This window comes from Okeania sp. SIO2C2 (assembly GCF_010692625.1).
GTDB classification, from domain to species: domain Bacteria; phylum Cyanobacteriota; class Cyanobacteriia; order Cyanobacteriales; family Microcoleaceae; genus Okeania; species Okeania hirsuta.
In genome coordinates this window covers 1-19617 of the sequence record NZ_JAAHGM010000094.1, presented here as the reverse complement: position 1 = coordinate 19617, position 19617 = coordinate 1, and the positions used below count along the sequence as shown (strand labels likewise).

The window sequence follows — 19617 nt, the reverse complement described above, 5'->3', positions numbered from 1 at the left end:
ATTGATAATTACCTCTGGTTAAAACCGCTACGGAATTGAATATAAGGAGATATTATTTCTTTTTTTCCCCTTAAAAGGGGAGGCTTCAAGGCGCGAATTATTTAATAATTAATAATTAATAATTAGGGAAGAGGGAAGAGGGAAGAGGGAAGAGGGAAGATGTGGGCAGAGATAATACAAAAAATTCAACTCCTTGCTGATGATTTTTCCTCAAAATTGATGCGCGAAAAGACTTGACTACCATAATTATATAGATCTCAAATGGGTTCTATACAAGGGAAGATGAGATATTATGACTTATCTATGAGATACAAATATTCTGCTGACAATTGTAGAAAATGAATGAAGTGATGTTTTATCTTTGCTCATAAATTACCTGCGCTGTCTTGAGAATTTCCTGGTGGCGAATCCAATTTTCACTATTTTCAATAGATTCTTTTACCGCAATATCCACTTCACGCCCCATACTTGATTCTAATTCATGTTTAATTTTAGCAAGAGTTAATAATCCCTGGCGAACATTGGGTGCAAAGCGAATGAGAATATCAATATCACTGTCGGCGTGAAAGCGATCGCTTAAAACTGACCCAAACAAAGCCATTTCAGTAATATTCCAACATTGGCAAAATTGAGCAATTTCTTGTGTTGATATGCCCAAACGCTTTTGTAATTGAGGATTTAATTTTAGTAGCATATATATCTCTAAGTAGATCATATTTTATGATTATAATATTTAAGTTATATTTAACACTTTATATATATGGTTGATATATGTAGAAAGACAATTGTCACAATCAAGTGTTTCAGAAGTAAATTTCTAAATCCTAAAATTAAAAAATTGATTATGAACAAAATTATAAAATTTGATGCTAGCAAACAAAAACAACAACAGCACCGACAGCAAATAACCCTTTTAGTGATGGGGGCAACCTTGGTTATAGTTTCTGGGGCAGGTATGTTAACAGAGATTCAAAGACTTAGGACTATTCTTGGTGAGAACAATGCTGAGATCAAACCTAACATTGCTAACTTAGAAACTCTCTTTGAGCAAAGGTTAGAGACACAGTTAGATGCCATCAAATGTGGGGAAAAATTAGAGGAATTGCCAAATATTGGCCAACTCAAACCTGATATTCTCTTTAAAACAACAGGAATATTGGCAAAAATGACCGAATGGCGGGAGTCTAACCTGATGGTAAGGCATCCCCAGAATAGCTACTTACGGCACATTTACCGCATGAGAAAGTATCCCCCGAATCAGGTCAATGCTGTAGCTTTTAGCCCTGATGGAAAATTGATTGCTTCTTCAATTGGCACCAAAGTCAAACTGTGGAAACCAGATGGCACTCTGGTGAACACCTTAGAAGGGCATCAAGACGAGGTCTGGGATGTGGCCTTTAGCCCTGATGGAGAATTGATTGCTACTGCTAGTGCTGACAAGACAGTCAAACTGTGGAAACTAGACGGCACTTTGGTGAACACCTTAGAAGCGCATCAGGATGTGGTCAGGGATGTAGCCCTTAGCCCTGATGGAGAATTGATTGCTACTGCTAGTGCTGACAAGACAGTCAAACTGTGGAAACCAGACGGCACTCTCGTGAACACCCTAGAAGAGCAGGCTTCGATCGGTGCTATAGCCTTTAGCCCCGATGGAGAATTGATTGCTACTGGAGTTGACAGAGAAGTGAAACTGTGGAAACCAGATGGTACCCTGGTGGCAACCCTAGAAGAGCATCATTCTCAAGTCATAGCTGTAGCCTTTAGCCCTGATGGAAACTTGATTGCTTCTGTTGTTGATTATGGTGGCACAACAAAACTGTGGAAAACAGACGGCACTCTAGTCAACAACCTAGAGGAGATGGGTTGGCTAGCTATAGCCTTTAGCCCCGATGGAGAATTGATTGCTTCTTCAATTGGCACCAGAGTCGAACTGTGGAAACCAGACGGTACTCTGGTGAACACCTTAGAAGGGCATCATTCGTTTTGGGCGGATGGATTCTTTGGTTCATATTTCAATGCTGTAGCTTTTAGCCCCGATGGAAAATTGATTGCTTCTTCAATTGGCACCAGAGTCGAACTGTGGAAACCAGACGGCACTCTGGTGAACACCCTAGAAGAGTACGATCGTGGAATTAACAGTGCAGAATTTAGCCCAGATGGAGAGTTAATTGCTACTGCTAGTAATGATAAGACAGTGAAATTGTGGAAACCAAATGGTACACTGGTGAACACCCTAGAAGGGCACGATGGTGGGGTCAGTAATGTAGTCTTTAGCCCAGATGGAGAGTTAATTGCTACTGCTAGTGCTGACAAGACAGTGAAATTGTGGAAACCAGATGGTACACTGCTGACAACTCTAGAAGGACTGGAACATGGGGTCATCCGTGCAGAATTTAGTCCTAATGGAGAGTTAATTGCTACTGTTAGTTATGACGGCACAGTCAAACTGTGGAAACCAGATGGTACACTGCTGACAAATCTAGAAGGGCATCAAGGTTCGATCAATGCTGTAGCTTTTAGCCCCGATGGAGAATTGATTGCTACTGCTAGTTATGACGGCACAGTCAAACTGTGGAAACCAGACGGCGCTCTGGTGAACACCCTAGAAGTGCATGATGATGGGGTCACGAATGTAGCCTTTAGCCCCGATGGAGAGTTGATTGCTACTGTAAGTGAAGACCAGATAGTCAAACTGTGGAAACCAGACGGTACACTGCTGAAAACTCTAGAAGGGCATCAGGATTGGGTCATCAGTGTAGAATTTAGTCCCGATGGAGAATTGATTGCTATTGCTAGTTATGACGGCACAGTTAAACTGTGGAAACCAGACGGTACAGTGGTGACAACTCTAGAAGGGCATCAAGCTTCGGTCTGGAATGTAGTCTTTAGCTCCGATGGAGAATTGATTGCTACTGCAAGTGGAGACAAGACAGTCAAACTGTGGAAACCAGACGGTACACTGCTGAAAACTCTAGAAGGGCATCAGGATTGGGTCATCAGTGCAGAATTTAATCCCGATGGAGAGTTAATTGCTACTGCTAGTTATGACGGCACAGTCAAACTCTGGAAACTAGACGGTACACTGCTGAAAACCCTAGAGGGGCATCAGGATTGGATCAATAGTGTAGAATCTAGCCCCTATGAATAAAATTAGAGAAAGTATCGATAAGTTATGAGTTTTTAACCATTGGTTAAAGGGTGATGTTGCAATCTTGGCTTCTTTGTCCCAAGAAATCGCAGCAACCCAACCTACACTAACTACTCTTGGAAAATTTGCTGAGAATAAATTTGACTGGTTTTGGCATTCCTTTCGGTTGGTCGCCAATAATAAATTTTCCCAATTGTGTTAATGCCATCAATTCCAGTGCTGACTCAAAAACGAGACGGATGGGAATATGTTGTACTCTTTTGCGCAACCATAAAACTTGATCGTAATCGAAAAGCAGACTGCCGAAAAACACATCAGCATTTTCCAGAGAAGTCGCAACAGTTTCTGGTTGTTGGGAAAGAGCGCGATCGCTAAATACTTGGATATCTAAATCTGGACATTGGGAATTTGCCAGTTGAGCTGCTTGACGGTATAAACCTGCGTTAAAAGATTCAAAACCAGCGATTAAGACAATGCGTTTCATGGCCTAATTTTAATAAAAGTTACTATACTATTAGGGTAACGAAAAAAGACTAATTATTAGACTTGTGACTTTATAGAACCAATTTGAGATCTATATAATTATGGTAGTCAAGTCTTTTCGCGCATCAATTTTGAGGAAAAATCTGCTCTGAAGTGTTGAATTTTTTGTATTATTTCTCCCCACATCTTCCCTTTTCCTTTTTCCCTCTTCCCTCTTCCCTCTTACCTCCTGTCTCCTGTCTCCTCTCTCCTGACTCAAGGCTAAAAAAACGCGCATATTTATGAAGATATGATCAGGGGTTCTATAAGGTAAAGTATAGAGTTAGTAGAAGCGATCCCTAAAATATTAACTAAATCCTAGCTAATAGTAATATCAAATCCTGTAGCATCGATGTTATTCAGTATTAAAGAATTGTAGGGGCGAATGGCCATATAGCCTGACGGCTTTTTCCCTCTATTAAGCGACAAGTCTAATAAAAATGTTCTATTGAAGCGATCCTGAATTTACCGAATAATTAAGGTAAAAATCCTCTCCTTTAAAGGAGAAACAAGCGGTCGATCTTCGCAGCTTCCCGTAGGGTGGGATGGCGTACTTCGGAGCGGCTCTGTCACTCTTCGGGTCTCCTCGCTGGCCTCCAATCGACCAAGAGAAGAAAAAATTTTCATAATTAGTCAATCCTCTTCTTTTCAAGGAGAGGTAATTATTAATTATTAATTATTAATTATTAATTGTTGAAACCTACCACCTAAGTCTCTAGGGCGAGCAAATATCTACCCACCCTACAACTTTTTAAGAAACCCTAAACCGCATCTGAATCATCCGCCAAATTTCTCCAACCCACAACACAATAGAAGTACCACCAACAATTACCAACCAATCTCTTAAAGATAAAGGAACCGTCCTAAATACAGCACCGCCAAATTGCACCATCAAAATTTGCCCTACAAAAATAAATGCAGCGATCGCCACAAAACTGCCATTTTTACTAATATTAGAAAATGCAGATTCTTTTAAACCAAAACATTTGGCATTAAACATATTCCAAAATTGCAACATCACAAATGTGGTGAAAAATAGAGATAATTCATAGGGAGTTACTACTCTATCTTTCTGGATATAAAGTAAGAAAGCAACGAAAAATACCAGGAATACTGCAGCTACTGAAAAAATACTCACCATCATTGGTTTGGAAATAATAAAATCTTGGGAATTTCTAGGTGTATTTTCCATCACTTTTGGATTAGGGGGTTCCGTTGCTAAAGCTAAAGCAGCAAAAGTATCCATAATCAAATTCACCCACAATAATTGAGTTACCGTAAACGGCAAATTAATCCCAATAAACGGACCCAATAAAGCTATCCCACAAGCAGCAACATTTATTGTTAACTGAAATAGAATAAACTTTTGAATATTTTGGTAAAGCGATCGCCCCCACATCACAGCATTTTCGATACTGGCAAAAGAGTCGTTCAAAATAATGATATCGCTTGCTTCTTTAGCAACAGAAGTACCGCTACCCATCGACAAACCTACCTGCGCTTGATTCAAAGCAGGTGCATCATTAGTACCATCACCCGTAACTGCCACAACTTCCCCGCTAGTTTGTAATAACTGTACAATACGTTGTTTATCCTGGGGACGCGCTCTAGCAATCACTTTGACTTTTTTCAGCACTGCTAAAACTGCTTCATCATCCAGAGAACGTAGTTTACCACCAGTAATACAATAATCATTAGGATCGTCCTGACTGATAATACCAATTTCGCGAGCTATTTCTACAGCAGTCAGACGACTATCCCCAGTAATCATCTTGACTTTTACACCAGCTTTTTGACAGATTTTCACTGCATTTGGCACCTCTTCTCGCACTGGATCAGCGATCGCTACAAAACCCAACCAAATCAAATCGTGATATTGTTCGAGTTCTTTTCCTTGTTGATAGTCTTGGGGGTCTCGAATATAGGCAAATCCTAAAGTCCGTCTACCAATAGTTTCATACTGATTTAACTCTGTGGCAATAGACTCTCTTGTAGAATCTGCAAAAGGTTTAACACCCTCCGCAGTCAGAATTTGATGACAACTTGCGAGCAGTAATTCTGGCGCACCTTTAATATGGAGTATTTTGTCCCCTGTTATGGAGGAATTTCCCATAGTTGCCATGTACTTTCTGTCTGCTGAAAAAGTTAACTGACTGACAATATCAAAATCATCTCGTTTATCAATGTACTCAATATTATTTTCCTCCAACCACAATAGCAAAGCACCCTCTGTATGGTCTCCTAGAGGAATAGATTCTTCACCTTTTTTGTATTCTAAGTTAGCTGTACTATTGCTACAAATTGCTTCTACTATAACGTTGTCAGGGTTGATAGTCTTGTCGTCTAAGCTAGGAAAATTTACATCACTCACCTGCATTTTATTTTCGGTCAAAGTACCTGTTTTATCAGAACAAATAATTGTTGTCGCACCGATGGTTTCGCAAGCGTGCATCCGGCGCACTAGATTATTTTGTTGAGTCATTTTCTGCATACTGTAAGCTAGACTGAGAGTAACACTCAGTGCTAGTCCTTCGGGTACTGCCACCACAATGACCGCAACTGCAATCATAAAGTAGGTGAGGAATTTAACAGCGACATCTGCTGATATCCAGTCAGTGGGAGAAGTAGGAACCAATTCTAAATAGTAACCTACCCCGATACCGATGCCAGATATTGCCAGAGCGAGCAAAATATTTTTTACCCATGCTATCCCGCTATCATTTTCCAGCGACTCTGGTAGTTCAATTTCTTGGCCTACGGATTCCAATCCATCTACGATTATTGGCAACCAGACTCTAGTCAGAGCAACAGTTAAGCTAACGGTCAGGATACTGATAATGTACCATTGTCCAGAGGTTAGATTGAGTTCTCCGGTCAAGATACCCCGTGCTACTAAAGCGATATCAATTAACACTGCTATGACTAAACCGAGAATACCAATTAGATTACTAAGACGTTCGAGTTGTAGATTTAGAGGCGTTTCCACATCTGTAATATCTAGAACGCATCTAGCAGTTTTGCCAATTTCTGTCTCATCCCCAACCGCTGTGATTTCGATTACTCCATGCCCATCATTGACTACAGTATCTCGCAATACTTTGTTTGGCGGATAAGCGCAACCACTATTACCATTAGAAGATAAGTTTACATCCGCTATTTTGGGAACAGGTATTGCTTCTCCCGTTAAACTAGCTTCATTAACTTCTAAGGAAACTGCTTCTAATACTTGACCATCTGCTGGTATTTCATCTCCTGTTTCTATCAGTACAATATCGCCTACTACTAAATCTTTTTTCGGAGCTGTTGTAACTTTATTATCCCTAATTACTGCGATGGGAATTTCATCACTTACTTGATTGAGAATATCGAATTCTTTACTAGCTTTATATTCATTTAAAAAAGCAACAGAGGTAGCCAAAATTATGGCAGCAATAATGCCTAAGCCTTCTACATAATTACCTTCAAAAATCCCAACAGTAATGGCAATAACGGCGGCGATTATTAGAATCCTAATTACTGGGTCGTCGAACTTTTCTAACCATAATTTCCACCATGGCGATCGCTTGGGTGGCGTTAATAAATTAGACCCATATTTTTGCCTACTTGCTTCAACTTCAGCCTGTGTGAGTCCTTTATAGCGACTTTGTTTTTGCCGTGGTTCTTGAGTAGTTTTCATTAATTAATCTCCTTGCCAAAGTTTACTTTGGTTAGTCTCGTTATAATTTTAGTATTTTATTGTTTGATGTCTTAACTTTATTAATATATCTTAAATTCGTAATTTTGTCTAGAAGTGTTTATAATTAGGAAAACTACTTGTTTTTTTTATGTTTTTTTTCATCAAAATATTTAATTTATCGTCAAATTATGCTACATTTTAGATGTAAAAAATACCGCTGATTTTGTTTTATAAAATGTTGATTGAAAGCCTCAATAAAACAAATTGGAAAACACCACCAAAACTTATTTCTTTATTTTCAGGTTGTGGAGGAATGGATTTACCATTTCATTACGCAGGATTTGAGGTTGTTTGGGCAATTGATTCTAATTTTTATGCTTGTCAAACTTTTAAAAGAAATATTGCTGATGTTGTTGAGCATAATCAAATTGAAAATATAGATATTAATGCAGTTCCAGAGGCAGATTTAATTACGGGAGGGTTTCCTTGTCAAGATTTTTCAATTATCTGGAAACGTCCTGGTTTAGAGGGTACGAGAGGCAATTTATATACCTACTTCTTAGAATTTGTTAAACAGAAACAACCAAAGGCATTTATAGCAGAAAATGTCAAAGGTTTATTAAGTGCGAATAAATATCAAGCAATTCAACGGATAATATCAGATTTTGAAAGTATATCTCCAGGTTATTTAGTACAGCCTAAATTATACAAATTTGCTGATTACGGAGTACCTCAGTTTCGGGAAAGAGTAATTTTAGTAGGGATTAGAATGGATATAGGTTTTAATTTTATTCATCCTCAGCCAGAATATGGTCTTGGTCGTAAATATCCTTATAAAACTGCTAGTAAGGATTAAGTCGGCATACCTATAATAAATTAGGTGAATTAAATAGTTTTATATTATCTGCAAATCCTGAATGTGGAGGTGTTAGATTTGTCTGGAATCCACCACCATTTCACGGCAATATTTATAGAATAAAATATCAAAATGAATTGCTTTACTTTGCAGGGTCTTCAAATTTTTCTAAAAGAGGATTATTTGAGAATTTAGAATTTACTTGTAAAATTACAGACCTCCCTACTATCAATCAAACAGAAGCCTATATTAATTGGCTACTTACTGATAATATATCGGTAAATTTTGACAAGTGTGAATCATTTCCGATTGTTAAATCTGTCAAAGCTAACCGAAAAAAGATTAACTTTCTGAAAGTAGAAACTAAACCAATTATTAATTCTACAATTCCTTATTTGGATATATCTTTGGCTAGAGTCGATCGGCAACAACGGTCAAACTTAAATGCTTTTTTTGGCAAAGGAAGATGGAATAGAAAAACAGGTATTGTGATTCCTAGAGACTGGTTTGAAGTAGAAATTATAGTAGATGTAGCTACAACTAAAAATCCTATTTATCCCAAAGGTGATTTTATCGCCTACACTGATGATGATTTAGTATTTCCTTGTCGTACTCAAGGCGATTATCATAAAAATTTTAGGTCAAGAGATGACTTAAAAATTTTAGGTCATTGGATAAAAGGTAAACTACAACAAAAAGGAGTTTTAGAATTATTTGAACCAGTCACAAGTCAGACATTAGAAGAATATGGAAAAAACTACATTCGGATGTATAAATTATCTAATTATGATTACTACTTAGAGTTTTAAATAATATTTTATAGAGCAGGGGAGCAGGGGAGTATACAACGTCCGATAGAGAGAAGTAAGTATAATAATAATTAATCCTAACTAGGGTGCTAATTATCAAAAAGGTAATTGGACTTGTGTTAATTACTTAATAATTGAAGTGCTACCTAAATTAAGCATTAATGCATAGTAATTGGTATTATAGCAATGTGCGCTGGCATATTTACAAATTACAAGAACTGCCCAATAGCTAAAAGTCTTATATTATAGGTTTTTTATTCCCCCTGTTGCCTGTTGCCAGATGAGCTGTTGCCTGCGCACAGCGCTATACCACTTCTGGAATAATGGTCGGTTTTACTCTCACGCACCACCTGCTATGGGATACTGCCTTATGTAACAAATTTGCACCCTACGGTTTAATATTTATTTGACACACTAATAATAAAACCCAATTCATTTTAGGTCTAAACTTATTTCATCACTGGCATACTTAAACCCTTCAAAGTCTGTTTTTTTTCTTCCTCACTCAAACCTTTACCCTGTACTAAAACTCCAAAATTTCCCAACCCCATTGGGTCTATTAATGAATGTAATACTTCCCTACGTCGCAAAACTTCCTGAATAGAAAACCCTTGATTATTTGATAATTCATTTAATCTATCTCCTAAACCTAACGCCATTAAAAATAAAGCCTGTTGAGTAAAACCTAGATTTTCCAATCCTGATAAAATTCCCTGTTTTTCCAATGCGGTAAAATCCACATGAGCCGTAATATCTTGTCGCCCAATATTCCAATATAAGTCATTATTTCGATGATGTTCATAATAACATTGTAGAGTTCCTTGTCTGCGAGTAGGATTATAATAACGTGGTGCTTGATAACCATAATCAATAGTTAACAAATATCCCTTTTGTAGCTTAGAGGCAACAGTGTTTATCCAATCTAAAGCTTGTAAATTCACCTCAGTTTGATAACCTTCCACATCTGGAAATGCAAATAAATCTATACCCACTAAATTAAAATATTCAGCAATTCTAGGAGTAGAAGTTTCACCACTTATTTCTATAAACTTTCCATCAGAGTCAGAGCTTACATAAACTTCTCGAATTTCCCGATTTTCTATAATAATTTTATGTACTGGAAAAGCATCCACTAATTCATTAGAAAATAAACACCCTGTAATTGAACTCTGAGAAATTTCATCCCAATCACACCACCTCACTTTATATGAGTGTAACCTTTCTTTTTGTTCTTCTTTTAAAACTTCTGATTTTTCGATAATCAGATATTTTATTGTTTGGAAAAAATCTAAATGCTTTTGCTTTAAATATTCTAAAACTTGCTCTGCTAAAATTCCCTGACCAGCACCCATTTCTACAAGAGTAAAATTATGAGGTTGATTGAGAATATTCCACATTTGCATCAATTGTTCTGCCAATAATTCTCCAAAATCTGCACTCCAATGAGAAGATGTTAAAAAATCTCCTTGTTTACCAATATTCACAGGATGACTTGCATAATAACCATATTGGGGATGGTACAAAACTAAATCCATATATTGGGCAAAAGTAATCCGTTTTTTTGGAGATTCATAAATGCTTTGATGGATAATTTTGCACAAATTTTCGTTACTGTTATTGATAGTTAATTGTGGTTGATTCATAAATTTAAGGAAGAAGGAAGAAGTAAGAAGGAAGAAGTAAGAAGTAACAAAAAAAGTAGATAAGTCTATAGTACAATACAATTCAGTTAAGGATTTTTTTTGCCAGTTCCGTAATCTCAAGAGCTACTCTAATGGTTCCATACCTTATAAGACTGATGTGCCTTACTAATATGAAATACCCTTAATGTACCTTACTAATATGAAATAGGCTATATCATCTTTCCCTTCTTCCTTCTTCCTTCCTCCTTCTTCCTTCTTCAAAATTATTCCTGAACCTTCTCCTCAGTTAATTTTATCCTTGGCATAGGAATTAACATAGAAACTTGCTGCCGATATTCCTGATATAAATTCCCATAAATAGAAATCATGTCTACTTCTTCTAATTTAATTCCCACTAACATATAAATTGTTGTACCCAAGGCAAAAATCAAATGAGAAAATGTCATAGTTGGAGCTGCCCAAAAAGCAATAACAAAACCCAACATAATCGGGTGGCGAATATATTTGTAAAACCCTGGAGTTCTAAATCCTAAATATTCATATTCCTGACTGCGCAAATATAAATATACTTGTCGCAACCCAAATAAATCAAAATGGTTAATCATAAAAGTGCTGAGGAAAACAATTAACCACCCCAAAGCAAAAATGCCATAAATAATATTAGAAGCAATCGGACTTTGTATATTCCAAATAATTCCACCAAGAGAATGCCATTGCCAAAATAACAGTAATAATGCCAGACTTGCCATTAAAACATAAGTGCTACGTTCAATCGGATGTGGAATAATTTTCGTCCACCATTTCTTGAAACTTTGACGTGCCATAAGACTATGTTGAATAGCAAACAAACCGAGTAATAAAATATCAATTAATATCCCGTTAATCAGAGAACCATCAAAATCGGAATCTAGTGTTTTTGGTACTATTAAGTTGCCGACAAAACCAATGCTGTACAGAATAGTTATCATTGAGATTAAATAACAAACTACACCATAGATAAATGCTAGTATTCTACTCATATTTCTCTGATAAAATATCCATTACTTTATAGAAATAAATGAAATTATTTTTTACTCTAGTATTTCACGAAAAACTTCTAAGTATTTTTCATATACTTTAGTCTTAAAACAAACAAGAACAACCTTTTCAATAGATTTACTTTCCAATAAAAATTGCATAACTTCAGTTATAGCTATTCTTGCTGCTACTTCCACCGGAAAAAATAAACCACCAGTAGCAATAGCAGGAAAAGCAATTGTTTTTATAGCATATTTTTCTGCTAAAGCTAAACTATTTTCATAACATCTCATCAGTGTATTCTTCTCTCCGAAAACTCCAGCTCGCCATCTAGCTGCAACTGGTTGTAAAAACTGAAAGAGGCTAAAACTAGCTCCAAAGGAAATTATTATTATTATTCCCTTCAATTCTAGTTTTAACCTCTTTATTTAAGACTCAGCAATAGTACAATTAGCGTTTGATCTTCCCTAAACTCCAAAAATGCTAGGTATAAGAAACTGGTGCAAGCAATTATTAATTATTAATTATTAATTATTAATTATTAATTATTAATTACCTAACACCTTCTTCATCCCATTAACTGAGGTTCCAAAAGTCGAGTTAGACAAGTTTTTTGGTAACTGGTCATAAAAGTATCTAATGTCCGTAAAAAATCTTCCCGTACCTGGAAATGATCCACTCGATTCACTACTTGGCCATTTTCAAATAAAATCAGGGTAGGCAAAGTTCTGAGTTGATATTTACTAGCAAGCTTTAAACTTTCGTCAGCATTCACCCCCACCAGCTTTAAGTGGCCATTCCATTCAGACTGAAATTGAATTAATTGGGGGACAATCATTTTACATAGGCCACACCACGGTGCCCAAAAATTTACTAAAACCGGGTTAGAGGCATCTAACACCTCTTTTTTAAAAGTTTTTTCGTTAATTGACAAAAGCATGGCTTCTCGATCTGAGTTAATTAAATTTTTTATATCCTGGGATCATGCTACCAGTCTACGCTCCCAGTTGCACGGATTAGTAGTGGATGAGCTTGCCAAAGTAATAAGATAAAAACAGCTATTCCGACATAGGCCCATCGGAGAAACTCCTGTAACTGTAGAGTTTGACGTCCTTGGATAATAGCGACAAAAGGTATAACCGATGTGCGAAACTTTAACTTTTCAAAAGATTCACCAAAACGCTGTTGAAGTCGTCGATCCCCATGCCATACACCAAACAAATGATGGAGTATGAGGCCAAAAGATGTTACTAAGGTAAAACTTGTCCCTAACCAAAGAGTATGGGCAATACACCAAATTACTTGGCCGACCATTTGAGGATGGCGGGTAATCCGAATAATACCTGTTTCATAGAGATGGACTTGGGGTTTTTGAATTGCAGCAATTTCTAAAAGATTGAATGTAGAGGGATAGAGAAAAATAAATGAAATTGCTGATAGTATCCAGACTATAGGCTTAACTATTGGGACACCTTGCAGTTGCCATAACTGCAACCCATCGTAACGGTGGTTGAAAAAGTAAATAATCAGAATTACTGCTAGTGGTAGACTGACCAGAGCAAATAAGATGCGATAGGGTCTAGGGCCAATCCTGGTTTCGGCCCACGGTCGGAGGGCTGCCAAACCACTATGGGCGATCGCAAAACTTAGCAGTAACCCCAACATAATTAAATGGCTAGGGGTTAACCAATCATTAGACATGGGTATTATGGGACATTGATAATAAAAGTTAACTTTTGGAGGAATCCTCCAGCAGTATGCTGAAGGGACGTAATGCCAACCCCTTGAGTGGGGAAGGAAATGCGGTGAGTGTAGAGTTTGATTTTCCCAATAAATTATTGATTCCCTAGCTGAGGAATTTGGAAATCAAAGGTCTTCAACTCTTAACCTCTGTCTTCAGGACTTTTGCCCCTGATTCAGTTTAATCTAAACAGGACAATCAGAGCTTGATTAACTAACAAGATTGAAGATATGGAGCATGGAGTTAACGAAGTCAGAAGTCAGAAGTATATTTTTGTAACGGAGATTTGAGCTTCGCTCCAAAAATATTTCGCCTTAAAAGGCGGGTTTACGCGACCCAATTATTTTGATAATTTTAATTTCTTCCTGATTTAATCAAATAAGTAACTTAAATGCCAACCAATTTAAGACAGAAAAACACTGTAAATTCAAACTTGTTAACACTTTTCCACTCTCTACTTGCTCTGGAAAGACCTACCGAGTCAAATCAAATACCATTAAGCAATTTGCCCATTTGCTAACTCTTTGGGCGTTAACTTCCTCAATTTCTTTTTCCTTTAACAATATGTCTGAGCTTCCTTTCACCCTAGACCAATTACGCATTCTCAAGGCGATCGCTGCTGAAGGTAGTTTTAAACGAGCTGCCGATAGTTTGTTTGTTTCTCAACCAGCGGTTAGTTTACAGGTACAAAATTTAGAGCGACAGTTGAATGTACCTTTATTCGACCGGGGTGGCCGCCGGGCACAATTAACTGAAGCTGGTCATTTGCTACTTACTTATGGTGAGAAGATATTATCTTTGTGTCAAGAGACTTGCCGAGCTATTGAGGATTTACAAAATCTTCAGGGTGGTACTTTAATTGTTGGTGCTTCTCAAACTACTGGTACTTATTTACTACCCCGAATGATTGGGATGTTTAGGCAAAAATATCCTGATGTAGCTGTGCAGTTACACGTTCATTCTACTCGTCGTACTGCTTGGAGTGTGGCTAATGGACAAATAGATTTAGCTATTGTTGGGGGTGAAGTTCCTCCAGAGTTACAAGAGTCTTTGGAGGTTATACCTTATGCTGAGGATGAGTTGGCTTTAATTTTGCCTGTTTCTCATTCTTTGGCAGAAAAGGAGACTATTCAAAAGGATGATTTGTATCATTTAAATTTTATTACTTTAGATTCTCAATCTACTATTCGTAAGGTAATTGACCAGGTATTATCCCGTAGTGGTATTGATACTCGCCGTCTGAAAGTGGAGATGGAATTAAATTCAATTGAGGCAATTAAAAATGCTGTTCAATCTGGTTTAGGAGTAGCTTTTGTTTCTGTTTCAGCTATTGAGAAAGAGTTACAAATTGGGGTTTTGACTACGGCTAAAATAGAGCAGATAGTTGTCAATAGAATATTATCGGTTATTTATAATCCTAATCGTTACCGTTCTAAAGCTGCCGAGGCTTTTAGTAAGGAAATTTTACCTTTGTTTTCTAGTCTCAATTTTAATCCAGATAAGATTAAACCTTTATCTAAAGAAATACAGCCTATAGAGATAGTAACAAATAATGTTAGTGAAACTTGAATATCAACTATTAATGGAGAATTTTTGAATCAATTATCAGTAATAAAATTTTCAAAAAATAATATTATGAATAATTTGGGTGATTATAAAGATAGGTAAAGATAGGTGCAGGAGATGTCCCTTTGACTAAAAAGATAATTTCCGACCTCAAAAATGATATCGAAGCTATTTATTCTGACTTGGTCCTCATAACTCCTAAGAAATAGTCTACCTAATTTGTAGCAAATATTTATCAAACTGGTATAAGTGTTTCGGCATTTAAACTTTATCTCTCAATGGGCGGTTAAGGGAACACCAGAGATGAGAAAACTGTCTGAGGGAATATAGAATCTCAATGTGTATTAGTTGAGTTCCAGTTCAATTTTTCCTATCAACTGGAGTTACAAACAATTAACTGATAATTGAATAGTTGGCATCTTAAACCCAGGGTTAAAAATATAGATAACAAGTTCAGTTTATACTCATAGATTTATAATTTAATAATGAATATAAATTAACCAAGTTTATTATTTGAAAAACTCAATAAATATAGAAGAAGATTCAGCAAATTTTGCTCGCAATAAAGATTAATTGGCTCGAGTATATTTGATGTTTGCTAGAATAACAATTTTTTCACATTCTTAGAGCTGATTTATAGCAATTCTCATACTGGTGAGGTACAAAATTTGAGGCTTGAGGGAACAGGGAACAGGGAACAGGGAACAGGGAATAAAAAGACAAAAAGATAACTGTACCTCACGACCTTGGGAAACGCTATATAAAGTAAATATTAAGAGGATAAATACTTTACATTGTAAGGGTTTGACACTATCTAAGCCCCAAGGGCATAACTTTTGAAAAACCCATGCTAGAAATGGAATTCAGCTCAGTTTACAAATAAGCTCTAAGATCGGAGACGAGAAAATGCCTAAAAATGATAATCAAGGTCAAGATACAAACATGGATTCTATAAATTGATAGTGAAGCTGTTCAACCGGATTTGATATTAGACAAATTTTTGACATAATTAATAACTTCTGGAAAAAAATTCAAAAAATCAGACTCAATTTCAGTATAATTTTTAATCAGTTCATTTCCAGCAGTAGCAAGATTATTTTCTCTCTTCAAACGTTTAGATAAACGGACAAAACTTAAGTTAATCCCTGATAAGTTTTTGTAGGAACTAAGCCAATTTTCAGATATAATTTTCGGTAATATTTTTTGTAATCTATCAGGTAAAATTTCCTGATTTTTTTGCAAAATAATATATATTTTTTGCACAAATATAGCAATGAGCGCTGGTATATTTACAAATTGCAGGAGTGGCCAAATAGCTAAAAATCTTATATTATCGTTTTTTTATTCCCCTCTTGGGAGGGGTTAGGGGTGGGTTGCCTGTTGCCTGTTGCCTGTTGCCTGTTGCCTGCGCACAGCGCTATACATCTAAGTTTTCATCGGCAAATAAGTTCCAGTGATTGGCTAAAAAATGGTCATAACAAATATCAATAATTATTCCTGCTAAACGTCTATGACTATTACTAATACGATTTTTACTTCTCAAATATATTGGATGAGTATCAGTAAAGCAATCAACTTGACGATGAGTTTTGATTCCTTGAATAATTTCATGGCTATAAATAGTTTCATATTGTTCTAGATACCCTTTGACAAAATCACCTAATAAATTTCCTATTTGTGATTCGGGAGTATTTTTCGCTAAAAATAAATGAGCTAGATAGTTCATAAGTAGATAGTTATATCATTTTCAAGTAAAGTACATAGCAGTTATAGCAGAAGGAAGAAAGAAAAAGTAATAAGGAAGAAGAAAAAATCTGGCGTTGTCTAAGTTTTAAGCTTTTGATATGTCCTAATATGAAATACCAAAATTTTTGCTACAAATACGCACGGCTGTTTCAAGGAGTCAGTCCTCAGTCCTAAGTAGGAATAGCCTACATATCATTTATTAGACTCAAACTCTGTTTTTAGTCAAATCAATATTTCTGGGTAAAGTTTTTTAACTAGCTAAATTATTCGTAGCATTCTTTTTTATCTTTCATATAACCTTTCCTTCAACTACTATATATTTTGATTTTATATAAAATCTTTATTGGAATTCAAGAATAGATCACAGTAATAGGAGCTTCAGACTTTATTATCTATTTTTTGTTTTTGACAAATCCTGTACATCAAGAGTGTATAAATATCAATATTAATTAATATTAGAAATCTCTATCAACTAAGAAAGAGGAAACAGATAACAGGAATAAATAATTGACAATTTATAAATAAGAATTGCTTTGATTTTTGATTTTTGGAGAAGTCTATTGCCTAGATTTTATGATTAAATTTTGAAATACTTCCAATCATATCTATGTTAAAGCAAAGTTAAACTGCTCAGGATAATTTATACAAAAACCAATATCTATTGAAATAAGTTAGAAATGACGATTGACGTTATTAGCTAACAGCTTATACAATAAATCAAAATTATGATGATTAAACTACCCTAGATTTTTCCGAAGCTCTTTCATAAATTAAGTGGATTTTGTAGCATGGCAAACACTCTAGAATCTATTATTAATCTACCGAAGCTAAATTCTGAATCTACCCTCAGAGAATTACCACTGACTGATTTTCAAGTAAGTCCGATGACTTCCCTAGAATTAGTTGAATATCAGTTTAATCAACAACCTGACTTATCTGGAGTTATAGTTGCTTCCGATGAAAAGTTTTTTGGCATGATTTCTCGACGCTACTTTCATGAACAAATGAGTTCTCGTTATGGAAGAGAACTATTTATCAAACGTCCTATTCAATATTTTTTAAAAGCTACTCCAACTAAATATTTAGATAACTGTTTGGTATTACTTTCTGAAGAAAAAATTAATTTAGCTGTACAAATAGCACTAAACCGTTCTGAAGAAACTGTATATGAACCACTAGTAATTCAATTCGTAAACAAAAAAAATCCTAATTGTTATATTTATTTTTTACTTAATTTTCAAACTTTAATCCTGGCTCAATCTCATCTACTTAGAGAAGTCAATAATGAGTTATCTCGCCAGAAAAGTTCTGCTAAAAATTATTTGATTCAGCTCAAACATAAACAGCAAAAACTCCAACAACATACGGCAGAATTACAAACGCAAAAACAAGAAATTTTAGCTAGACACAAGTTATTAGAAATACAGCAAAATGACTTAATTAGTCAATCACAACAAATTCATAACCTTAACCGCAGACTGAAAGAAATTACTGGTTTTATTTCTCAGGAAGGAAAAAAAGCATTTTATGCAACATTTGAAGGAGTACAAAAAATTAACAAAAATATGAATGAAATTGTCAATATTGGTCACTTGTTCACCAATGAACTCAAACTAATTAACTCTGCATCCCATCAAATTGAAACAATTAGTAAGCAAGCAAAACATTTGGCAATACAAGCTGCTATTGTTGCTGGTCATTCAAATTCTCAACTTAGTGGTTTCAGTCATATTACTAACGAGATTGGAAAATTGGTGAATGAAACTTCACAAGCAGGTCGTCAAATGAATTTAGTAGCTAATAACTTAATGAGGAAAATTTCTGAACTTAACAATTTAGCTGAAACTGGTAAGCAAACCGCTCAGTCTCTAGTAGAAAATAATCAACGTTCTGAGATAACATTAGATGAGTTAGAAAAATTAATTCAACAACCAAACTTGGATCGAGCAGCAGTAAATTCCTCTGCTGTTACACAAGGTAGCAAAATTACTGATATTTCTCAAGAAAATCTGTATCAAGATAAAAATATAGTCAATAACTATCAAGAAAAGTTTGAGGAAAAAAATACAGATATTTCTGAATTGCAAATGCAAATATTGAATAATCAAAAAGATCAAGAAAAATTGATACAATAAATTCGTTCTACTTTAAATAAAAAAAAATTGATATTTAGTTAGATTGAGTTGACAAAAAAATAACTAACTTGATAGAAGATGTAGCCAGTTTAAGTGAATCTTCAACAATTAATAATTAATAGAGTTGTCGCTAAATAGATAGAAAAAATCGCTCAAATTAAGACACAGTAGTAATTTCATACGTTTTGCACTGGAAATTGCTAAAATCCTTACATGATAAGGGTTTAGCAGTTTTTTATAGTTATAAAGCGACAAGTCTAATAATTACCTCTCCTGAAAATAATGGCATTGGTGAAAAGTATTTTTTTCTTTATTTCTTCTTCAATGATATCAAATACGTTTGATTGGATATAAAAAAATTATCGAATCGTCATAACTAATAAATCTTTGTGATTTTCTCTCCTCCTGACTCCTAAAGACTTAACTAATCTATAACTGTTTAACCGGATTTAATATGAAAAGGTTTTCAACCTTAATTATTCGGTAAAAAAAATCTCAAATTCTACCCCTGTTTATTTATTTGAAATTTTCTAGAATAACTAAAGTATAACTTCTATAGTTAATAGACTTGTCGCTTAATAAGGTAAACTAGAGATTAGTGTTTTAAAGATCAGAAGAAAAAATGCTGGACATCAATCGAGTGCTAAAAGAAGACCGACTCTTAAGGGCATTAACGGGACTAAACCGTAAGGCATTTGATGAATTGTTGCAAGCTTTTTCTGTCCAGCTAAACTTGGAAGCGATCGCTAGCACCCAAA

Annotated in this window: 15 protein-coding genes and 1 pseudogene; 5 read left to right on the top strand and 11 right to left on the bottom strand. The window is 35.4% G+C overall.

Annotated features, from left to right (window positions below; all coding sequences use genetic code 11):
* Window positions 1–355: 355 nt before the first annotated feature.
* Window positions 356–694, bottom strand: coding sequence for a nucleotidyltransferase family protein (locus tag F6K18_RS33695; RefSeq protein ID WP_287527402.1), 339 nt, complete (start codon window positions 692–694; stop codon window positions 356–358).
* Window positions 695–844: 150 nt separating this feature from the next.
* On the opposite strand from F6K18_RS33695, the gene F6K18_RS33690 reads away from it, so the two are divergent.
* A complete protein-coding gene (locus F6K18_RS33690; RefSeq protein WP_287527401.1) occupies window positions 845–3148 on the top strand; it encodes a hypothetical protein in 2304 nt (767 codons plus the stop codon).
* A 118-nt stretch (window positions 3149–3266) separates the two neighbouring features.
* On the opposite strand, the pseudogene F6K18_RS33685 reads toward F6K18_RS33690, so the two are convergent.
* The 3 genes and pseudogenes from F6K18_RS33685 to F6K18_RS33675 form a co-directional block, all read right to left on the bottom strand.
* Window positions 3267–3632, bottom strand: a pseudogene (locus F6K18_RS33685) (DUF3479 domain-containing protein); the annotation flags it as partial.
* Between the two features lie 90 nt (window positions 3633–3722).
* A complete protein-coding gene (locus tag F6K18_RS33680) occupies window positions 3723–3908 on the bottom strand; it encodes a hypothetical protein (RefSeq protein WP_287527400.1) in 186 nt (61 codons plus the stop codon).
* 513 nt (window positions 3909–4421) lie between these two features.
* A complete protein-coding gene (locus F6K18_RS33675; protein WP_287527398.1) occupies window positions 4422–7346 on the bottom strand; it encodes a calcium-translocating P-type ATPase, PMCA-type in 2925 nt (974 codons plus the stop codon).
* 235 nt (window positions 7347–7581) lie between these two features.
* On the opposite strand from F6K18_RS33675, the gene F6K18_RS33670 reads away from it, so the two are divergent.
* Together F6K18_RS33670 and F6K18_RS33665 are read left to right on the top strand one after the other, a co-directional pair.
* Window positions 7582–8202 carry a DNA (cytosine-5-)-methyltransferase gene (locus tag F6K18_RS33670; protein WP_287527395.1) on the top strand — a complete coding sequence of 207 codons (621 nt, stop codon included), beginning with the start codon at window positions 7582–7584 and terminating at the stop codon, window positions 8200–8202.
* Window positions 8203–8243: 41 nt separating this feature from the next.
* Window positions 8244–9011, top strand: a complete 768-nt coding sequence (locus F6K18_RS33665; protein ID WP_287527405.1) for a restriction endonuclease PLD domain-containing protein — start codon at window positions 8244–8246, stop codon at window positions 9009–9011.
* 449 nt (window positions 9012–9460) lie between these two features.
* On the opposite strand, the gene F6K18_RS33660 is transcribed toward F6K18_RS33665, so the two are convergent.
* From F6K18_RS33660 to F6K18_RS33640, 5 genes are all read right to left on the bottom strand, one after another.
* On the bottom strand, window positions 9461–10654 hold the full coding sequence (locus F6K18_RS33660) for a class I SAM-dependent methyltransferase (protein ID WP_287527393.1): 1194 nt from the start codon (window positions 10652–10654) through the stop codon (window positions 9461–9463).
* Between the two features lie 263 nt (window positions 10655–10917).
* The gene (gene mddA / locus F6K18_RS33655) at window positions 10918–11673 is read right to left on the bottom strand and encodes a methanethiol S-methyltransferase (RefSeq protein WP_287527392.1); all 756 of its coding nucleotides are present in this window, start codon (window positions 11671–11673) and stop codon (window positions 10918–10920) included.
* Window positions 11674–11724: 51 nt separating this feature from the next.
* Window positions 11725–12078: a macro domain-containing protein gene (locus tag F6K18_RS33650; protein ID WP_161564682.1), complete on the bottom strand. Its 354-nt coding sequence runs from the start codon at window positions 12076–12078 to the stop codon at window positions 11725–11727.
* Window positions 12079–12239: 161 nt separating this feature from the next.
* Complete coding sequence (locus tag F6K18_RS33645) at window positions 12240–12611, bottom strand: co-chaperone YbbN (protein WP_124146988.1); 372 nt, start codon at window positions 12609–12611, stop codon at window positions 12240–12242.
* 47 nt (window positions 12612–12658) lie between these two features.
* Window positions 12659–13372, bottom strand: a complete 714-nt coding sequence (locus F6K18_RS33640; protein ID WP_287527389.1) for an NnrU family protein — start codon at window positions 13370–13372, stop codon at window positions 12659–12661.
* 604 nt (window positions 13373–13976) lie between these two features.
* On the opposite strand from F6K18_RS33640, the gene F6K18_RS33635 reads away from it, so the two are divergent.
* The gene (locus F6K18_RS33635; RefSeq protein WP_287527386.1) at window positions 13977–14981 is read left to right on the top strand and encodes a LysR family transcriptional regulator; all 1005 of its coding nucleotides are present in this window, start codon (window positions 13977–13979) and stop codon (window positions 14979–14981) included.
* A gap of 969 nt (window positions 14982–15950) precedes the next feature.
* On the opposite strand, the gene F6K18_RS33630 is transcribed toward F6K18_RS33635, so the two are convergent.
* Window positions 15951–16220, bottom strand: coding sequence for an acyl carrier protein phosphodiesterase (locus F6K18_RS33630; protein WP_375341370.1), 270 nt, complete (start codon window positions 16218–16220; stop codon window positions 15951–15953).
* A 175-nt stretch (window positions 16221–16395) separates the two neighbouring features.
* Window positions 16396–16704, bottom strand: coding sequence for a hypothetical protein (locus F6K18_RS33625; RefSeq protein WP_287527383.1), 309 nt, complete (start codon window positions 16702–16704; stop codon window positions 16396–16398).
* A gap of 808 nt (window positions 16705–17512) precedes the next feature.
* Between F6K18_RS33625 and F6K18_RS33620 the strand changes: the two genes are divergently transcribed.
* Window positions 17513–18859 (top strand): hypothetical protein, encoded by a 1347-nt coding sequence (locus tag F6K18_RS33620; RefSeq protein ID WP_287527381.1) that lies wholly within the window; start codon window positions 17513–17515, stop codon window positions 18857–18859.
* Window positions 18860–19617 lie beyond the last annotated feature (758 nt).